The following is a 17,232-nucleotide window of genomic DNA, read 5'->3' on the forward strand; positions in this document are numbered from 1 at the left end:
GACGGCGCAGGCGGCTGGGGGACACGTGGGCGTGAGCGCGTCCGATGAGCCTGCCGGCGAGCAGGTTGCCGCGGGACAGGTGGACCTGGGCGCGCTGTCGCGGGAGTTCGAGCAGACGCTGCTGGGCGGCGAGCGGAAGTTCACCCGGGTGCAGGTGTCCGAGCGGGCCGGGATCTCGATCCAACGGGCCGAGCGGATGTGGCACGCGCTCGGGTTCGCGACGGTGCCGGACGACGAGGTGGCGTTCACCGAGGACGACGTCGAGGCGCTGCGGCTGGTCGCGGCGCTCGAGGACGACGGGTTCATCGAGCCCGAGATGGAGTCCTCGCTGGCGCGCAAGCTCGGGCAGACCCAGTCCCGGCTGGCGTCGTGGCAGTCCGCGATGTTCCTGGACTTCCTCGGCGGGACCGAGCTGTCGGCGGACGAGGCGGTCGAGGTCGCGGGCCTGCTGTTGCCCGCGATGGAGCGGTTGCAGACCTACGTGTGGCGCCGGCACCTCGCCGCGGCCGCCGGGCGCGCGGTGGCGGGGTCGGACGAGCTCGCGCGCGGTGTGCGTGCCGTCGGGTTCGCGGACATCGTCAGCTACACGCGACTGACGCGGCGGTTGACCGAGGCCGAGCTCGGTGAACTGATCGAGCGGTTCGAGGGCATGGCCGCCGACGTCGTCGCGCTGAACGGCGGGCGGGTAATCAAGTCGATCGGTGACGAGGTGCTGTTCGTCACCGACACCGCGGCGCAGGGTGCCGCGGTCGCGCTCGCGCTCCAGGATGCGGTGAGCGCGGACGGGGAACTCCCCGAGCTGCGGATCGGTCTCGCGTACGGGACCATCCTGATCCGCCTCGGTGACGTGTACGGCGAGGTCGTCAACCTCGCCGCTCGCCTGACCACCGAGTGCAAACCCGGCCGCGTGCTCGCTGACCGCGAACTCGCCGCCGCCCTCGACGGCCACCCCGCCTACGCCCTGCACCGCCTCCGCCGAGTCTCCGTCCGCGGCTACCGCCACCTCACGCCGTACGCAGTGCAGCGCGCCGACGGGTAGGTGGCGGACCGCCAGGCCATCACAATCGCGCTGCGGGCGCGGCACGCACGCTCAGCACCGCGGTGACTCGCGGATTGTGATGGCCTGCAGATCCGCATCGGACCTGCACCACTCAGCAAGGCCCGGCCGATCGCTGCCGTGTCAGGGGGCTGGCCTAAGGTTGAGCGTGTGCGTGAGATCGATGCGCCGGCTCAGCTGGAGTTGGTGAGTGGGGGCGATCCGCTGATCGCTTGGGCGGCTCAGGGATTCGCGGCTGGCGTGCGCGTTTGGTGCGAAGGGTCCTCGGTGGCGGTGGCCTCGCCGGAGGTGTCGAAACACGATCGGCTGGCTGTGGTCGGCTCGATCGACGACGCGGCGCGGTTGACGACGAGCGTGCTGGCCGAGGTCGGGCCGTCGTACCGACCGTTCGGCGACGAAGAGTTGATCCGCGGGCTGGCCGAGCGTGTGCCGGGGCTGGAGTTCGCGGCGGCGTTCGGGTGGATGGATGCGTCCGAGATCCCGGAGGTCACCACGACGGCCGCCTGGCTGGACGGGGACGCCGGCGTCGAGGCGTTGCTCACCGAGGCGTCGCCGTCGTCGTACGCGTGGCCCGGGCATCCCGGCGTACGGCGGTGGGCCGCGGTGACGGGCGATCGTGGTGAGCTGCTGAGTATCGCGGCGGATGCGTGGAGTGCGCCCGGGGTCGGGTTCCTGGCCGGGGTGGCGACGCATCCTGTTGCTCGCGGCAAGGGATTGTCGCGGCAGGTGTGCGCGTTCGTGACGGCCGAGCTGGTCAAGCGGCACGGGCGGGTCGCGTTGATGGTGAACGGTGACAACGCGGCCGCGATCGCGGTGTACGAACGGTTGGGCTACAGGTACCGCCGGGTGGCGGCGGCGCACCTGTAGCCGTTCACCGGGTGGGTTCGACGGTGAGCGTGACGCCGGGCTTGGAGGTGGCCGCGGTCGGAGGCCTGCTCGTCGTCGGTCCGGAGCTGGGCTTGCCCGTCGGGGTCGCGCTCGGGATGGGTGACGTGGTGATGGTCGCCGGCGCCGGCGGTGGGACGAACGGGGCCTTGGTGGTGTCCTTGCAGCTTTCCTGATCGACGGTGCCGTTCTCGTCCGGGGTGACCACGGCGAGCGGGAACAGGTTGGTGGTGGTGTCCCGCCGAGTGTTCGCGAAGTTGGCCGAGCAGTCCTGCAGGTCGAGGCTGATCGGGTTCCCTTCCTGGTCGTACAGCCGGACCGGGACCTGCTTGCCCTGGGCATCGAACGGGTAGATGTTCGTGACCTCGGTCCCGTTCAGCGTCAGGCCGTTCGACGGCGGGTTGTAGTGCGAGGTCCGGCCGCGGTAGTCGTTGTAGTTGTTGAGGAACCCGAACGACTGGCCGGCGTACGCCGCCGCCAGGAACGACGGGACCGCGATCGCCGCGACGACGTTCAGCGGTACGACGTACCACAGCCAGCGCCGGTCCTGCTGGGTCCGCCGGCCGATCCAGATCGACACCGCCGCGCCCGCGACCGCCCCGACCACGGTCACCGACGCCGCGCCGAACAGCGCGAAGAACCCGCCCGCGCCGATCACGCCGCGCGCGACCCACCAGACCGGCTGGCCGATCGTCAGCAGCTCGCGCCGGATGTGCGGCGGGATCTGGTCGATCCAGCCGCGGATCGCCTCCGCGCCGCGCTCCCCGCGCGGGGTGTCCAGGACGATCCGCGGGTCGTTCCCGCGCAACGCCCGGATGCCGAGGAACGCCGCCACGAACAGCACGCCGAACCCGAGCATCCCGAAGAACGCGGTCTCGTCCCGCGACCAGGCGAAGATCCCGATCGCGATGAAGAACGGTCCGACGGTGGCGGCGATCAGTCCCCAGCCCAGCGCCTTCCGGCCCGCGTCGGCGTGACCCTGGCTGACGGGCGCGGGACGGGCCGGATAGCCCGCGGCGGTGCGCAACTGGTCGGCGTACTGCCGCGGAGTGCCGAGGCGCTCCTGCAGGTCGGTGACGGTCGGCTCGGTGCCGAACTCGGCCGCCACCTCGGTGAGGTGACCGCTCACGTCCTCCAGCACGTCCTCGAGTTCACCCGGCGGCAGGTCGCTGAGCTCGGCCCGCACCTGGGCCAGGTAGATCGCGACCGCTCCGGTCAGGGTGCTGTTCACGCGGCCTCCTCCTCCAGCAGGACCGACATCGTGTCGGCGAAGTGGTTCCAGGTCTTGGTCGATCGGGCCAGCAGTTCCTGGCCGGTCTTGTTCAGCCCGTAGTACTTCCGGTGCGGGCCTTCCTCGCTCGGTTGCACGTACGACGTCAGCGCGCCGGCCTGGAACAGTCGCCGGAGGGTGCCGTACACGGATGCGTCCGCGACGTCCTCCAGGCCCGCGGCGCGCAGGCGGCGCAGGACGTCGTACCCGTAGCCGTCGGCGTCCCGCAGCACGGCCAGCACCGCGAGATCCAGTACGCCCTTGAGCAGCTGGCTCGTGTCCATCAGACCTCCTCCGGCACCGGTCACGCTCCCGGTGTTCCGCGGAGAACACTACTACATATTGCGGAGTACTCCGCTAACCAGTCAGAGGTTCCGCAATTTCGATCAAGTCGGAACGTCGCGACTGGGGGCACAGTGGTGGGCATGGCGGATGTGTTCGAGGAGTTCGTGGGAGCGGTGGCGACGGGACTGGCCGGGCCGTGCGAGTCGGTGAACGGCACCGATCTCGCCGGGCGGGCGCATCTGTCGCGGTTCCACTTCGACCGGGTGATCGGTGCGGTGGCGGGCGAGTCGCCGTTCGCGTTCCGGCGCCGGGTGCTGCTGGAGCGGGCCGCGTACCGGTTGCTGGCCGAGCAGGTCGCCGTACTCGATGTTGCCGTCGAGGCCGGGTACGGGTCGAACGAGGCGTTCACGCGGGCGTTCGCCAGGGCTTATGGAATGCCGCCACGGGAGTGGCGGCGGGAGGCGTCGCGGGTGTTCTTCCTCGAGGCGCCGAGTGGAGTGCATTTCCAGCCGCCGGCCGGGTTACGGCTGCCGGCCCGACGAAAGGTGAGAGGGATGGACGTACTTGTCAGGATGGTCGAGCATCACGTCTGGCTGACCGGTGAGCTGATCGAACGCGGCGCCCGCCTGGACGCCGCCACCCTGGACCGCCCGATCGAACTGTCCGTCGAAGGTATCGACGACGACATCTCGATCAGGTACCTGCTCGACCGGCTGGTCTGGCAGGAGGAGATGTGGCTGGCCTCGGTCGAGGACCGCCCCTTCCAGGTCCCCGAATGCGGCCGGCAGGTCGTCACGCCGATCCCCGAACTCCGGGTCCGGCACGCCGAAGCCGGCGCCCGCTTCGTGGCCCTGGTCAACCAGTTGAACGAGGACGGCCGCTTCGACGAAAGCTTCGTCGACACCACCTGCGAACCCCCACGAGTCTTCACGTACGGCGGCATGGTCGCGCACGTCCTCACCTTCGCCGCCCACCGCCGCTCCCTCCTCGTCGGCGCCTTCCACACCGCCGGCATCACCGACCTGGCCTTCGGCGACCCCATGAACTTCGTAGCCGAAAGCAACTAACCCCCCGAGTCGTGGAATTTGGCCAGGATCGTCAGCCGATTCTCACGACTCGGCCTGGGGGCCGGGAGCCAAACGCCACGACTCGGCGGAACGATCATGCGGCGAGACGGGGATGGCGGCGGGTGCGGAGGTCCTCGGAGATGCGGGCGACGACGGTGCCGGGGGTCTGCAGGAGTTCGTACGCCGTGATGACGCGGACCAGCCAGCCTTCGCGTTCCAGGTTCTCCCGCCGGCGGATGTCCTGCCGCCATTGACGGGCGTCGCCGAGATGGTGCTGACCGTCGTACTCGATCGCGACCTTGAGCTCCGGGTAGCTCAGATCCGGCCGCGCAATCCAGCCGCCCGCGGAGTCAGTGACGACGTGACCGATCCGCGGCTCGGGCAGACCGTTGAGAACGATGATGAGCCGCAGCCGGGATTCCATCGGCGAGTCGACGCCCGACCGGACGAGCGCAGCCGCTTCGCGAGCGAGCCGGATGCCCCGAACGCCGATCGTCGCGGCCGCCAACTCGATCAGGTGCTCCGGCCGGAGATCGGACCGCCGTACAAGGGAGTCTGCCGCTGAGACCAGCTCGACGAGATCGCAGTACGGCGCGAGGTCGAGGAACGTTCGCCCTGGCGGAGTCGTCAGCAATCCATCTCGCAGTACCCGCTCGAGGTGCTGTACTTCGTGAACGCGCAGGCCGCGCACTCGCGGAAGGCTCACCCGCGGATGGCGCTCGACAGTCACATGTACGACGGCGCCGGCGCGGTCGTCACCTGTCCACAAACTCAGTGCGGTCTGGTGGCTCGCGACGGCGCCGGGCGTCAGCAACAGCGCGGCCTCGGCCTGCACCCGGGACGTCACCGCGAGGTCCGCGCCGACGTACACCGACCCCAACACGCGCCGGTAATGCACTCCGCGCAGCACACCCCGAGACATTCCCGCGGCTCGAGCCTCCGCTGCCGTGACCAACACCCCACCATTGTCCAGATTTCTCCGACCGCGTGACTTCCGTTATCCACAACCCGCCGAGTCGTGGCGATTGGCTTCTGCCCCAAACCCCGAGTCGTGGATCGCGGCAGATGTTCAGAGCCGATTTTCACGACTCGGCGGGAGGGGTTAGTTCTTGGGGTCTCGGAGGTCGGGGCGTTGGGTGGGGGTGGTGATGTTCACGTCGATGGGCTGGATCTTGGTGGGGGCGGTGATCTTGCCGCCGGTGACGGGGATGTTGAGTTTGCTGCCGGCCAGGTCGATGTCGATGGTGGCGCCGGTGTCGTTGGGGCTGGTCCACTCGGTGTCGGACAGGGTGATCGCGAGGCCGAGGACGCGGCCCTTCGGGATGACCTGGTCCTGGGCGCGCAGCGGGACGTTGACCGTGGTCCACTGGCCGGGGGTGAGCGACGTCGGCTTGGACAGCGACTTGCTGTGGGCGGCGTCGATCCAGCCGCGGCTGACGATGCCGTGGTCGCTCTGGGTGGTCTGCTTCTCGACCGAGTAGTAGCAGCTGTCGTCGTAGTCCGTGCTCGAGCCTTCACAGGTGCTCTCGTCGGTACGCCGAACTCCGGAGTACCGCTGCGCGTCGCCGTACTCGACCAATCGCGCGGTCACCGGCGTCGTCGCCGAGTCGGACTTCAGCCGCAGCGTCACCGACGACGTACCGCTGATCCGCATCGCGGCGCTCAACGGGGCGGACAGGAACATCTGCCGTCCGGCGATCACCTGGGACGGGTCCGCGACGATGTCGTCCTCGGTGAGGTCGGGGTCGTCGGTGATCTGCACCGAACCCTTGCCCGCGGCACCGAGTTTGCCGGCGGTCAGCGGGACCGCCACCGGACGGTTCACGGCCGGCCAGGTCTTGTAGTCGCGCCACACGTCGGGCGACGTCTCGATCGAGACCGCCGGCTCCTTCATCACACCGTTCTGCAGGCCCTGCAGCCAGTAGTCGAACCATTGGTGCAGTTCGTCCACCCACTCGTCGCGCCGGAACTCGAACGGGTCCACGTGGTCCTCGAGCCCGAGCCACAGCTTGCGCGGCACGTTGTTGCGGGACAGCGCCGACCACCACTGCGAGAAGTGGTTGGTCTGCACGTTGTAGTCGCTGAGGCCGTGCGTCATGAAGACCGACGCCTTCACCTTCGACGCGTTCTTCGTGTAGTCGCGCTCGGCCCAGAACGCCGTGTAGTCGCCGGTCTCGTCGTCGTCGTTGTCACCGAGCTCGCCGCGCACGTTGTCGCATGCCGGGCTGTCGTGGCCGACGTAGCCGCCGAGCCAGGGCATGTAGTCGTCTGAGTACGGGACGCCGCCGGAGCGGGTGTAGTCGTACCAGGACGAGATCGCCGAGATCGGCACGATCGTCTTCAGGCCCTTCACGCCGGTCGCCGCGACCCCGTTCGCGAGCGTTCCGTCGTACGACTTCCCGATCATGCCGACGGCGCCGGTGGTCCAGGACGCGCTCACCTTCTGCCCGTCGGCAGTATGTGCGGTGTTGCGTCCGTTCAGCCAGTCGATCACGTCGACGACGGACTGGATCTCGTCGCGGCCGCCGACGTCACCGCAGCCGGTGGAGCGGCCGGTGCCGACGATGTCGACGCCGACCATGGCGTACCCGCGGGGGACGAAGTAGTTGTCGTAGAACAGCGGCATCTTCCGGATCACGCCGTCGCCGTCGTAGGTCTTCTTCTCGTTCTCGTTCCCGCGTCCGCAGCAGGAGTAGTACGGCGAGGCGTCCATGATCACCGGGATCTTCGTCCCGGTGAGCGCGGGTTCGCTCGGCCGGACGATGTCGACGGCGATCACGTCGTTCTTGCCGTCGGAGTCGGTGTCCATCGTGGTGTCGACGTACACCGATTCGCGGATCGCTCCTGCGTAGTCGTAGACCGGCTGCGTGCTCTTGGTGCGCGCGTCGACATGCTGCGGCACACTGGGAGCTGCCGGGGCGGTTGCACCGGGCCCGTCCGGGAGCGGAGCAGCCACGGCGGGACCGGTGACGGTCGCGAGGCTGAGCACGGCGGACGAGACCAGGATCGTCACCCTGGCGCGGACGGTCGTCATGGCTGGGAAGGCTAGTCACTCGCGCGCCGCAACGCCAGGTTCTGCCGAGATTGGCAGCGACCTGCCCGATACTCAGCGTGAGGACGGCGTGAGGACGGGTGGTTCGATAGGGTGACCGCCACCGCCCACGGGGGGACGCACGAAAGGGTAGGCCAGTGAATCTGCGAGCACCAGTGACGTTGCTGGACGTTGCACAACGAGCGGGGGTCTCGGTCGCGACCGCCTCCCGCGTGCTGAACGGCGGGGACCGCGTGCCCCGTCCAGAACTGCAGGAACGGGTCAAGGCGGCCGCCGACGAGCTCGGCTACACGCCGAACGCGCAGGCCCAGGCGCTGGCCAAGTCGTCGACCAACCTGGTCGGCATCCTGGTGCACGACATCGAGGACCCGTACTTCGCCGCGATCGCGAACGGCGTGATGCGCGCCGCCGACGAGCGCAACCTGCTGGTGATGATGGCCAGCACGTTCCGCGACAACGAGCGCGAGATCGCTTACCTGTCGTCGTTGCGGGCGCAGCGCGCGCGGGCCGCGGTGATGATCGGTAGCCGGCGGACCGACACCGAGAGCCTGTCCCGGACGGCCACCGAGGTGGAGAGTTTCCTGAACTCCGGTGCGGGTCTCGCGCTGGTCAGCCAGTCCGGCATGCCGGCCCACACCGTCGAGCCCGACAACCGTTCGGGGTCGGCCGACCTGGCGCGGGAGCTGGTCAAGCTCGGGTGGCGGAAGTTCGCGGTACTGGGTGGTCCGGAAGGACTCGCAACGGCGCGGGACCGGCGCGACGGGTTCCTCGCCGGACTGGCCGAGGCCGGGTTGCGGCCGGTGGCGGTCGAGACCGGCGACTTCACCCGTGACGGTGGGTACGCCGCGGCGGAGCAGCTGCTGGATCGGAAGACCGACGTCGACTGTGTGTTCGCGGTGAACGACGTGATGGCGGTCGGCGCGATGTCGGCGTTGCGGGCGCGCGGTGTCGACGTACCGGGGCAGCTCGGCGTGGCCGGGTTCGACGACATCGCGACGCTGCGGGACGTGTGGCCGGGGCTGACGACCGTGCGGCTGCCGCTGGAGCAGATGGGCCGCCGGGCGCTGGAGCTGGCCGTCGAGGGCGGCGACATCGCGACCGAGACCTTCAAGGCCGAAGTAGTACTGCGGGAGAGCACGGCCAAGCGCTGAAATATGCTCTCGGGGTGACTGTCTCCGAGATCTTCGACCCTTCGGCCTGGAAGCAGGTGGACGGCTTCGAGCTGTCCGACATCACCTACCACCGCGCGGTCGACGCCGGTGTGGTGCGGATCGCGTTCAACCGTCCCGAGGTGCGGAACGCGTTCCGGCCGCAGACGGTCGACGAGCTGTACCGCGTGCTGGACCACGCCCGGATGTCGAGTGACGTGGGCTGCGTGTTGCTCACCGGCAACGGCCCGTCGCCGAAGGACGGTGGGTGGGCGTTCTGCTCGGGTGGTGACCAGCGGATCCGTGGCAAGGACGGTTACAAGTACGCCGAGGGTACGACGGCCGACACGATCGACCCGGCGAAAGCGGGGCGGCTGCACATCCTCGAGGTACAGCGACTGATCCGCTTCATGCCGAAGGTCGTGATCTGTGTCGTCCCCGGGTGGGCCGCGGGCGGCGGGCACAGCCTGCATGTGGTCGCGGACCTCACGCTGGCATCGGCGGAGCACGCGCACTTCAAGCAGACCGACGCGGACGTCGCGTCGTTCGACGGCGGGTTCGGATCGGCGTACCTGGCCCGTCAGGTCGGGCAGAAGTTCGCGCGGGAGATCTTCTTCCTCGGTGACGAGTACTCCGCCGAGGACGCGTACCGGATGGGCATGGTGAACAAGGTCGTCCCGCATGCCGAGCTCGAGGCGGTCGCGCTGGAGTGGGGCAAGAAGATCTGCGCCAAGTCGCCGACCGCGCAGCGGATGCTGAAGTACGCGTTCAACCAGATCGACGACGGTCTGGTGGGCCAGCAGTTGTTCGCCGGCGAGGCGACCCGGCTCGCCTACGGCACCGACGAAGCCGCCGAGGGCCGCGACTCGTTCCTGGAGAAGCGGCCAGCCGACTGGTCAGGGTACCCCTACGCCTACTAAGTGTCCTGAGTCGGAAGTTCGACGGCGCTTTCGGCGCCCAGGCACGCACCTCACGGCACGTGCCCAGCGCCCACGATGCTCCGCATCGAGGCCACTGACCACGCACCGCGATGCACGCACCTGACCACCGAAATCACTCGCCCAACTTCCGACTCAGGACACTAGGGCTTGTGCCACTTCTGGTTGGCGCCACCGCTGCAGCCTCGTAGCGTGAGCTTGCCACCGTTGCCCGGGGCATCGGCCGTGACGCACTTGCCGGAGCTCGGGTTGACCAGTTCGTGTTGGTTGCTCAGGGCAAACTTCTGCGCCCAGCCGCCGTTGCAGTTGACCAGCTGGACCTGAGTGCCGTCGGCGGTCGACGCCCAGGCGAGGTCCATGCACAGGCCCATCGAGCGGATCGTGCTGTCGGGCTGGAAGACCCATTCCTGGTTGGCGACTCCCTTGCAATCCCAGACCTGCAAGGGAGTTCCGTCCCGGCCGACGCCGTCGGTCGAGTTCTGTACGTCGATGCACCGGTTGGTGCTGTCGCTCTTCAGAACGGCGGGCGCCGCGGCCACTGCCGGCGGCCCTTGCGTCGTCGCGCCGCGCGGTTGCGTGGTCTTGACCGGCGGCTTCGTGGTCACGGTCGTGGTGGTCGTCGTCCGTGCAGTCGTGGTCGCCGTAGCCGTCCTGGTCGCGGTGGTGGTCGCGGTTGCCGTCGTGGTCGCGGTGACGGTCGCGGTCGGCGGCTTCCCGGCCAGCGGCGGCTTCGCGGTGACCGTGGTCGGCGGCAGCGTGATCGTGACGCCCGGCATCACGACCGTCTTCACCACCTGCTGGGGATCGCCCTTGACCGTCATCGTCTTGGTCGGACCGGCCACCCGCTCGGGGGTCGGCGTCAGCGTGACGGTCGGTGTGACCGTCGGCCGGCTCTGCGGCACATAGGCCACATCGGTCGTGTACGTCGGCCCGGAGCCGCCGCCCGTGATGGCGGTCGCACCGATCGCGATCCCGCCCACGAGAGCAGCGACGACCACGGTCGTGGACCAGGCCCGCCGATCGGGCATCCGGGTGATCCGGGGTACTCCGGGGCGGCTGGCGAAGGTGTCCGCGAAACGGGACGAACCGGTGGATCGGCGTCGCACGTCTGCTCCTGTGCTCTGGGACGGAAGGGGCGTTGCGCGTGTCTGAGGCCGAGGATCACCCGGCCACCCCACTGACGTCAAACGTTGCGCGAAAAGGTGACACCGATCACCGCATGAGATCGAATTGTTGCTGAGAGTTCACTCATTAGCGTTGTCATGAGAGCGTTCTCAACCTATTTTGAAGCGCAGCCAGGTTCTCCACTTTGCGTCGCCCACGAGGGAGATCCATCATCGACGAGCGAGTCCGCCGGACGACCGTCATCGAACTGTGTCTGGCCGAACGGGAAAGCCTTCGCCGGTATGTCACCAGCATCCTCGGCCAGGACAGCCATGCCGTCGAGGACGTGGTCCAGGAGACGCTGCTGCGGGCCTGGCAGCTCGCGGAGCGGATCGAGTGGCAGGACCGGCCGGTGCGGATGTGGCTGTTCCGGGTGGCCCGCAACCTGGTCGTCGATCACCATCGCCGGTCCGGTCGCGCGGTCCCGGTCGGCCTCGGCGCGGGTGAGTTGCAGGGCTCCGTCAGTCAGCCGGACCCGTCCGAGCAGGTGGTCGACCGGCGGGTGCTGGTCGAGGTACTGCGCGGTTTGTCGCCGGCGCATCGCGAGGTCATCGCCCGGGTGCACCTGCTCGGGCACGCAGGCGAGGAGGTCGCCGCGGTGCTCGGCGTACCGGTCGGGACCGTCAAGTCGAGGGCGCACAACGCCGTCCGGCAGATCAGGGCGGAGCTCAGCCGCGTGGACTGGGCCGGAGTCGCAGCATGAACTCGGCGTTCGGGGGCGGCGGCGGTGTCCGCGGCGTGCTCGGCTACATCGGCATCGCCCTGCTGGTGATCATCCTCATCAACCTCGTCGTACGCCGGCTCGGTGGCTGGAAGAAGCTGTTCCGGTTCATCAAACGCGAGACCAAGCGCACCGTGCGGGCCTTCACGGAGCCGATCGCGGCCCGCCGGCGGTACAAGCGCCGCCTGCGGCTGCTGACCTCGGTACTGCGGGATCGCGAGCGCTGGACCGATGCGGAACGTGCGATCGTGGCCGCCGCCGCGGTCACTCCGGGAATGGCGCCGTACGCCGTCGCGCTGGCGAAGGAGCGGATCGGCGTACTGCTGGCCGGCGCCTCGGATCTCGAGCCGCCCGCGCCCTGGAAGGCCGACCCACAGGATCCGCGGCTGTGGTGGATCGCGCGCGCCGACGTACCGGAGACCGGGTCGGTGCGGGAGCTGCCCTTGCTGGTCTGTGCCGGAATCGACACCGGCGGCACGACCGTGATCATGCTCGACCTGCTCTCCGGCCCGCGCATCCTGTCCGTGTACGGCGTCGATCGGACCGCCCGCGCGGTGGTCCAGGCGATCGCCGCCCAACTCGACGTACGGCTGCCGGTCGGCGCGATCGAGGTTGCCGACGGCATCCATCCGCGGCACGACGGACTGCCGCTGGAGGAGGCCGCGCGCCGGCTCGGCGCGTGGTTCGTGGTCGGTGCCGGCCCGTTGTCCGGGCCGCTGCCGGCCGGGCGGCGGATGGTCAGCCTCGGGGTCCCGCGCGGTTCGAGCCGGTTGCTGGAGGCGCTGCCCGACCAGACGCTGCGGCTGCACGGCGGCGCGCCCTGGCTGCGGATCGATCCGTTGCCGTTGGCAAAGGCCGTCGCGCGCTCGATCCGGCGGCTGCCACCGCACGAGTTCGAGAGCGGCGTGCCGTTCGGCCCGGAGACCACCGCGACCGAGGACCTCGGCGACCTCGAACTGCCGGCCGGATCGGTCGGCGTCTCGGCGCTGACCACGGACGAGACCGCCACTGACCGGAAGGCCGCCTCGTGGAGCTGAACCTGACCACGGTCGACTCGCGCTCCGGCGCCCGGGCCGACAAGATCGTCCGGGTTCCGCGCGGCCTGTCGGTCGCCGGTCTCGCGGACGGCCTCGGCAAACCGGGTACGACGCTCTTCCTCGGCCGTAAACGCCTCGACCCGGGTGTGCCGCTGGCGAGGTCCGGGGTTCGTGAAGGTGGCGTGATCGGAGTCGGCGGGCCGGTCGACGTACCCGATCTGCTGCAGAGTGCGCCGAAGGGGCATGCGCCGGTCGTCGTCGAGCTGCACGCCGTGTCCGGTCCGCAGGCCGGGCGGGTGTGGCGGGTCGGGCCGGGCAGTCACGAGATCGGGGCCGATCCGCAGTGCGCGATCCGGCTCGAGGGGGACGACGTTCCCGCCCGCGGCCTGTGGGTCACGGTCGGGGCGAGCGGCGAGGCGTACTGGCACCGGACCGAGGACGTCGGCGGCGACGTACTGAGTCGGCGGATCGGACCGCCGGAGGACGACGCGGCGACCAGCGCGATCCGGCCGCAGGACGACGAGCCGATGCCGGACCCGCAGCCGCAACGGCGGGTCGTCGATCCGGCGACGGCGCCGGTCGGTGAGGTGCGGTCCTGGCCGGCCGACGAGGATCTCGTGGTCGGCCCGATGCTGCTGCGGTGCAGCGGCGAGATCGAGCCGATCGCCGCGATCCGGGTCGCCGACGACGGGTTCGGGCTGGACTACAACCGGCCGCCGCGCCTCGCGCCGCACCTCGACGAGGACAAGCTCCGGCTGCCCCCGCCGCCCCCGCCGCCGCAGAACCGGCCGTTCCCGTGGCCGGTGGTGCTGATGCCGCTGGTGCTTGGCCTGGTCATGGTCGGGTTGTTCAACTCCTACTACTTCCTCGTCTTCACGTTGGTCAGTCCAATGATGATGGGGATGAACTTCTTCTCCAGCCGGAAGTCCAACCGGCTCGACCACATCAAGGCCCGGCAGCTGTACTTCGCCCGGCAGGCGGCGCTCGACGAGGAGATCGCGGTCGCGGTCGCCCGCGAACGGGTGATCCGGAACCTGACCGCACCGGATCCGGTCCGGATCGCGCAGCTGGCGACCCGGCCGGGCAGCCGGCTGTGGGAACGCCGCCGGCACGATCCGGACTACCTGCTGCTGCGCGTCGGTACCGCGGACCAGGCGTCGCTGAAGGAGCTCGACGACCAAGGCCGTGAGGAGAACCACCGGACCATCCGATGGACGATCCCGGACGCGCCGATTGCCGTACCGCTGCGCAGTCATGGGGTGCTCGGGATCGCCGGCGAGGCGCCGACCGTGCGGGGACTGGCACGCTGGCTGACGATCCAGGCGGCCGTGCTGCATTCGCCGCAGTCGCTGCGGATCGTCGTACTGGCCGAGTCCGACGACGCCGAGGACTGGGACTGGGTGCGGTGGCTGCCGCAGCTGCGTCCGGACAAGGGTCCGGCTGCGGTCCTGATCGCGAACGACGAGGCGACCACGGCGGCCCGGATCGGCGAGTTGGTGTCGCAGGTCCAGGGACGTCATCGGCGGGCGGAGGCCTCCAGCGAGCGCGAGACGGTGGTGGACTACGAGGTGATGGTGATCGCCGACGGGTCCCGGCGGCTGCGCGACGTACCCGGGTTCGTGCAGGTCCTCAACGAAGGGCCCGCGGTCGGTGTGTACGCCGTCTGTCTGGACAAGGACGAGCGGCTGTTGCCCCAGGAGTGCAGCGGGGTCGTGCTGGCTGAGGACGAGACGTTGCTGGTCCGGCGGCCGGGGATCCCGGACCAGAAGAACGTGCGTGCCGACCTGGTATCGCCGCAGTGGTGCGAGCAGATCGCTCGCTCGCTGGCGCCGGTCCGCGACGTCAGCCCGGACCACGACGCCGGCCTGCCGAAGATGGTGAAGCTGCTCGACGAGCTCGGTCTCGAGCCGCCGGAGCCCGCGGACATCCTGACCCGCTGGGGACGCCGTCCGGCGAGTACGTCATTCGTGCTCGGCAGCGACTTCGACGGGAAGTTCACCGTCGACCTGGTCACCGACGGCCCGCACGGCCTGATCGCCGGTACGACGGGATCCGGGAAGTCGGAGCTGTTGCAGTCGATGGTCGCGTCGCTCGCGGTCGCGAACCGGCCGGACGAACTGACCTTCGTGCTCGTCGACTACAAGGGCGGCAGTGCGTTCAAGGAGTGCGCGGGCCTGCCGCACACCCTGGGCATGGTGACCGACCTGGACGCCCACTTGGTCGAGCGGGTGCTGGAATCGCTGGAGGCGGAGCTGCGGCGGCGCGAGCGGATCCTTGCCGCGGCCGACGCGAAGGACCTGCCGGACTACCAGGCCAAGCGGGTCGCGAACCCGGAACTGGCGCGGTTGCCGCGGCTGCTGCTGGTGATCGACGAGTTCGCCGCGATGGTGCGCGAGATCCCGGACTTCGTGCCGGGGCTGATCGGGATCGCGCAGCGCGGCCGGTCGCTCGGCATCCACCTGATCCTGGCCACGCAGCGGCCGGCCGGTGTGGTCACCGGGGACATCCGGGCGAACACCAACCTGCGGATCGCGCTGCGGGTGACCGACCAGTCCGAGAGCCAGGACGTGGTCGACGTGAACGAGGCGGCATCGATCAGCCCGGGGATCCCGGGGCGGGCGCTGATCCGGCGTGGGCCGCGGCTGGCGGATCTGTTCCAGACCGCCTGGGTCGGGGCCGAGCGGACCGAGGAGCAGGAGGAACCGGCCGGTCCGGTCGATCCGGCCGCCGTCCAGGTCACCGAGCTGCCGTGGACGGAGCTCGGCAAGACCGTTGACCGGGACAACGACCCCGAGCCCGAGGCCGACCGGCGCGCACCGGCGCCGACCGACTTGCAGGCGCTGGTCCAAGCCTTGCGTGCGGCGGCCGGCGAGTTGCCGGACTTCGCCGCCCAGCCGCAGCCCTGGAAGCCGGCGCTCGGGCCGCAGATCCTGCTGGACGAGCTGCCCGACACGAGCGACACACCGATGTTCGCGCCGTACGCGCTGGAGGACATTCCGGCGCTGCAGCAGCAACGAGTCGCCGGCCTCGACTTCGAAACCTTCGGGCATCTCTACGTGATCGGAGCGCCGCGGTCCGGCCGGACGCAGACGCTCCGCACGATGGCCGGCTCGGCGGCGAAGTACCTGAGTGTCGCCGATCTGCACATGTACGGGATCGACGCCGCCGGTGGTGGTCTCGCCCCGATCGAGAAGCTGCCGCACTGCGGTGCGGTTGTCTCGCGGCACGACATGGAGCGCATGACGCGGCTGCTGCGGCGGCTGAACCAGGAGCTGAGCGAGCGGCAGGAGCTGGCCGGGAAGCACAACGCGACCGGGCTGAACGAGCTGCGCAAGGTGTTGCCGAAGAACGAGCGACCCGCGCACGTGCTGGTGTTCGTCGACGGTTGGGACGCGCTGTCGGCGACGTTGGACGACAGTGACCACAGCCACCTGCTGCAGGACATCACGCGGCTGCTCCGTGAAGGCGCCGGTCTCGGCATCCACGTGATCGCGACGTCCGAGAGGTCCCTGCTCGGTGGGCGCCTAGCGTCGCACAACGACCACAAGCTGCTGCTCCGGCAGGCCGACCGGACCGACTACCAAGGGGTCGGTCTGCGGGTGAAGATCCCGCCGATCGTGAACCCGGGCCGCGGCTGGCACGTGCTGACCGGGACCGAGACGCAGGTCGCCGTACTCGCGACCGGCGGTGGCGCTGAACAGGTGGACGCGATCAAGGCGATCGCTGCCGAGGCCGTGCAACGGGACGCGAAGGTCCCGGCCGCGCGGCGGCCGTTCCAGATGGCGGAGCTGCCGTCGTCGATCGAGTTCGCCGAGGCGTACGAACGGGTGGCGGAGGCCGACCGGCGACCGCAGTGGGGCCTGATCGGCATCGGTGGGGACGAAGTCGGTCCTGTCGGCGTCGACCTGGGCGGCGTCGGATCGTCGTACGCCGTCCTCGGGTCGCCCGGGTCGGGTCGGAGCAACGCGCTGTCGTGTCTGGCTGTCTCGTTGCTGGCCGGTGGTTCCTCGCTGGCCGTGATCACGCCCCGCGAGTCGCCGCTGCGGATGCTGGCGCGGCATCCGCACGTGCTGCTGATGGAGCAGGCGGACCCGGCCGAGGACGTACTGCGGGGCGCGCTGGAGCAACTCCCGCACGGTCCGAAGGTGGTCGTGATCGACGACGCCGATCTGGTGATGACGGCGGCCGCGGACAAACTGCTGAAGGACATCGTGGTGTCGGGGCGCGACCAGGGGCTCGCGTTGGTGTTCGGCGCCACCACCGACGGCTTCCAGTCCGGCATGAGCGGCTGGGCCGGCGCGGCCCGGCGCGCACGACGCGGACTGTTGCTGGAGGCCCGTTCATTCAGCGACGGCGAGTTGATCGGCGTCCGCCTCGGCGCCAACATCACCCGAGCCGCCCCCCGCCTGGGCCGAGCCTGGACCACCGGCCCTGGCGCCCAACCCATTCCCGTCCAGGTCCCCCTGACAGTCCTAAAACTCCAGCAATAGAGGACAGGACAGCGAAAGGTGGGGCCCGGGGTTTTGGGGGGGGGCCCCGGGGGGGGCGGGGGGGGCGTGGTGTGGGTTTGTGGGTTGGGGGTGGGCGGGTGGGAAGAGCCGCGGCGGG

13 protein-coding genes are annotated in these 17,232 nt (G+C 69.9%); 8 read left to right on the top strand and 5 right to left on the bottom strand.

The window, feature by feature from the left end; translation table 11 throughout:
* The first annotated feature begins 31 nt into the window (after positions 1-31).
* Positions 32-1,039 carry an adenylate/guanylate cyclase domain-containing protein gene (locus ACWGID_RS17575; protein WP_452197675.1) on the top strand — a complete coding sequence of 336 codons (1,008 nt, stop codon included), beginning with the start codon at positions 32-34 and terminating at the stop codon, positions 1,037-1,039.
* A 168-nt stretch (positions 1,040-1,207) separates the two neighbouring features.
* Positions 1,208-1,924, top strand: coding sequence for a GNAT family N-acetyltransferase (locus ACWGID_RS17580; protein WP_452197677.1), 717 nt, complete (start codon positions 1,208-1,210; stop codon positions 1,922-1,924).
* A gap of 4 nt (positions 1,925-1,928) precedes the next feature.
* On the opposite strand, the gene ACWGID_RS17585 is transcribed toward ACWGID_RS17580, so the two are convergent.
* Both ACWGID_RS17585 and ACWGID_RS17590 read right to left on the bottom strand, forming a co-directional pair.
* The gene (locus tag ACWGID_RS17585) at positions 1,929-3,173 is read right to left on the bottom strand and encodes a DUF1700 domain-containing protein (RefSeq protein WP_452197679.1); all 1,245 of its coding nucleotides are present in this window, start codon (positions 3,171-3,173) and stop codon (positions 1,929-1,931) included.
* Positions 3,170-3,496 (bottom strand): PadR family transcriptional regulator, encoded by a 327-nt coding sequence (locus ACWGID_RS17590; RefSeq protein WP_387767423.1) that lies wholly within the window; start codon positions 3,494-3,496, stop codon positions 3,170-3,172. Before ACWGID_RS17590 ends, ACWGID_RS17585 begins: the two co-directional genes overlap by 4 nt.
* A gap of 141 nt (positions 3,497-3,637) precedes the next feature.
* On the opposite strand from ACWGID_RS17590, the gene ACWGID_RS17595 reads away from it, so the two are divergent.
* Positions 3,638-4,564, top strand: coding sequence for a helix-turn-helix domain-containing protein (locus tag ACWGID_RS17595; protein ID WP_452197681.1), 927 nt, complete (start codon positions 3,638-3,640; stop codon positions 4,562-4,564).
* Between the two features lie 94 nt (positions 4,565-4,658).
* Here ACWGID_RS17595 and ACWGID_RS17600 read toward each other — a convergent pair whose 3' ends face one another.
* Together ACWGID_RS17600 and ACWGID_RS17605 are read right to left on the bottom strand one after the other, a co-directional pair.
* Positions 4,659-5,447, bottom strand: coding sequence for a DUF559 domain-containing protein (locus ACWGID_RS17600; protein ID WP_452197683.1), 789 nt, complete (start codon positions 5,445-5,447; stop codon positions 4,659-4,661).
* Between the two features lie 219 nt (positions 5,448-5,666).
* Positions 5,667-7,598, bottom strand: coding sequence for a Xaa-Pro dipeptidyl-peptidase (locus ACWGID_RS17605; RefSeq protein WP_452197685.1), 1,932 nt, complete (start codon positions 7,596-7,598; stop codon positions 5,667-5,669).
* Positions 7,599-7,753: 155 nt separating this feature from the next.
* Between ACWGID_RS17605 and ACWGID_RS17610 the strand changes: the two genes are divergently transcribed.
* Both ACWGID_RS17610 and ACWGID_RS17615 read left to right on the top strand, forming a co-directional pair.
* On the top strand, positions 7,754-8,767 hold the full coding sequence (locus ACWGID_RS17610; RefSeq protein ID WP_452197687.1) for a LacI family DNA-binding transcriptional regulator: 1,014 nt from the start codon (positions 7,754-7,756) through the stop codon (positions 8,765-8,767).
* Between the two features lie 14 nt (positions 8,768-8,781).
* Positions 8,782-9,684, top strand: coding sequence for a 1,4-dihydroxy-2-naphthoyl-CoA synthase (locus ACWGID_RS17615; protein ID WP_452197689.1), 903 nt, complete (start codon positions 8,782-8,784; stop codon positions 9,682-9,684).
* 161 nt (positions 9,685-9,845) lie between these two features.
* On the opposite strand, the gene ACWGID_RS17620 is transcribed toward ACWGID_RS17615, so the two are convergent.
* Positions 9,846-10,808, bottom strand: coding sequence for a ricin-type beta-trefoil lectin domain protein (locus tag ACWGID_RS17620; RefSeq protein ID WP_452197691.1), 963 nt, complete (start codon positions 10,806-10,808; stop codon positions 9,846-9,848).
* A gap of 203 nt (positions 10,809-11,011) precedes the next feature.
* On the opposite strand from ACWGID_RS17620, the gene ACWGID_RS17625 reads away from it, so the two are divergent.
* From ACWGID_RS17625 to ACWGID_RS17635, 3 genes are read left to right on the top strand one after another with little or no spacing between them, the layout of a single operon-like run.
* Positions 11,012-11,569 (top strand): sigma-70 family RNA polymerase sigma factor, encoded by a 558-nt coding sequence (locus ACWGID_RS17625; protein ID WP_452197693.1) that lies wholly within the window; start codon positions 11,012-11,014, stop codon positions 11,567-11,569.
* Positions 11,566-12,624, top strand: a complete 1,059-nt coding sequence (locus ACWGID_RS17630) for a hypothetical protein (RefSeq protein ID WP_452197695.1) — start codon at positions 11,566-11,568, stop codon at positions 12,622-12,624. The genes ACWGID_RS17625 and ACWGID_RS17630 overlap by 4 nt, the downstream gene beginning before the upstream one ends.
* Positions 12,615-17,114 (top strand): FtsK/SpoIIIE domain-containing protein, encoded by a 4,500-nt coding sequence (locus ACWGID_RS17635; protein WP_452197697.1) that lies wholly within the window; start codon positions 12,615-12,617, stop codon positions 17,112-17,114. Before ACWGID_RS17630 ends, ACWGID_RS17635 begins: the two co-directional genes overlap by 10 nt.
* Positions 17,115-17,232: the final 118 nt, after the last annotated feature.

The sequence above is a fragment of the Kribbella sp. NPDC054772 genome, from assembly GCF_053611945.1.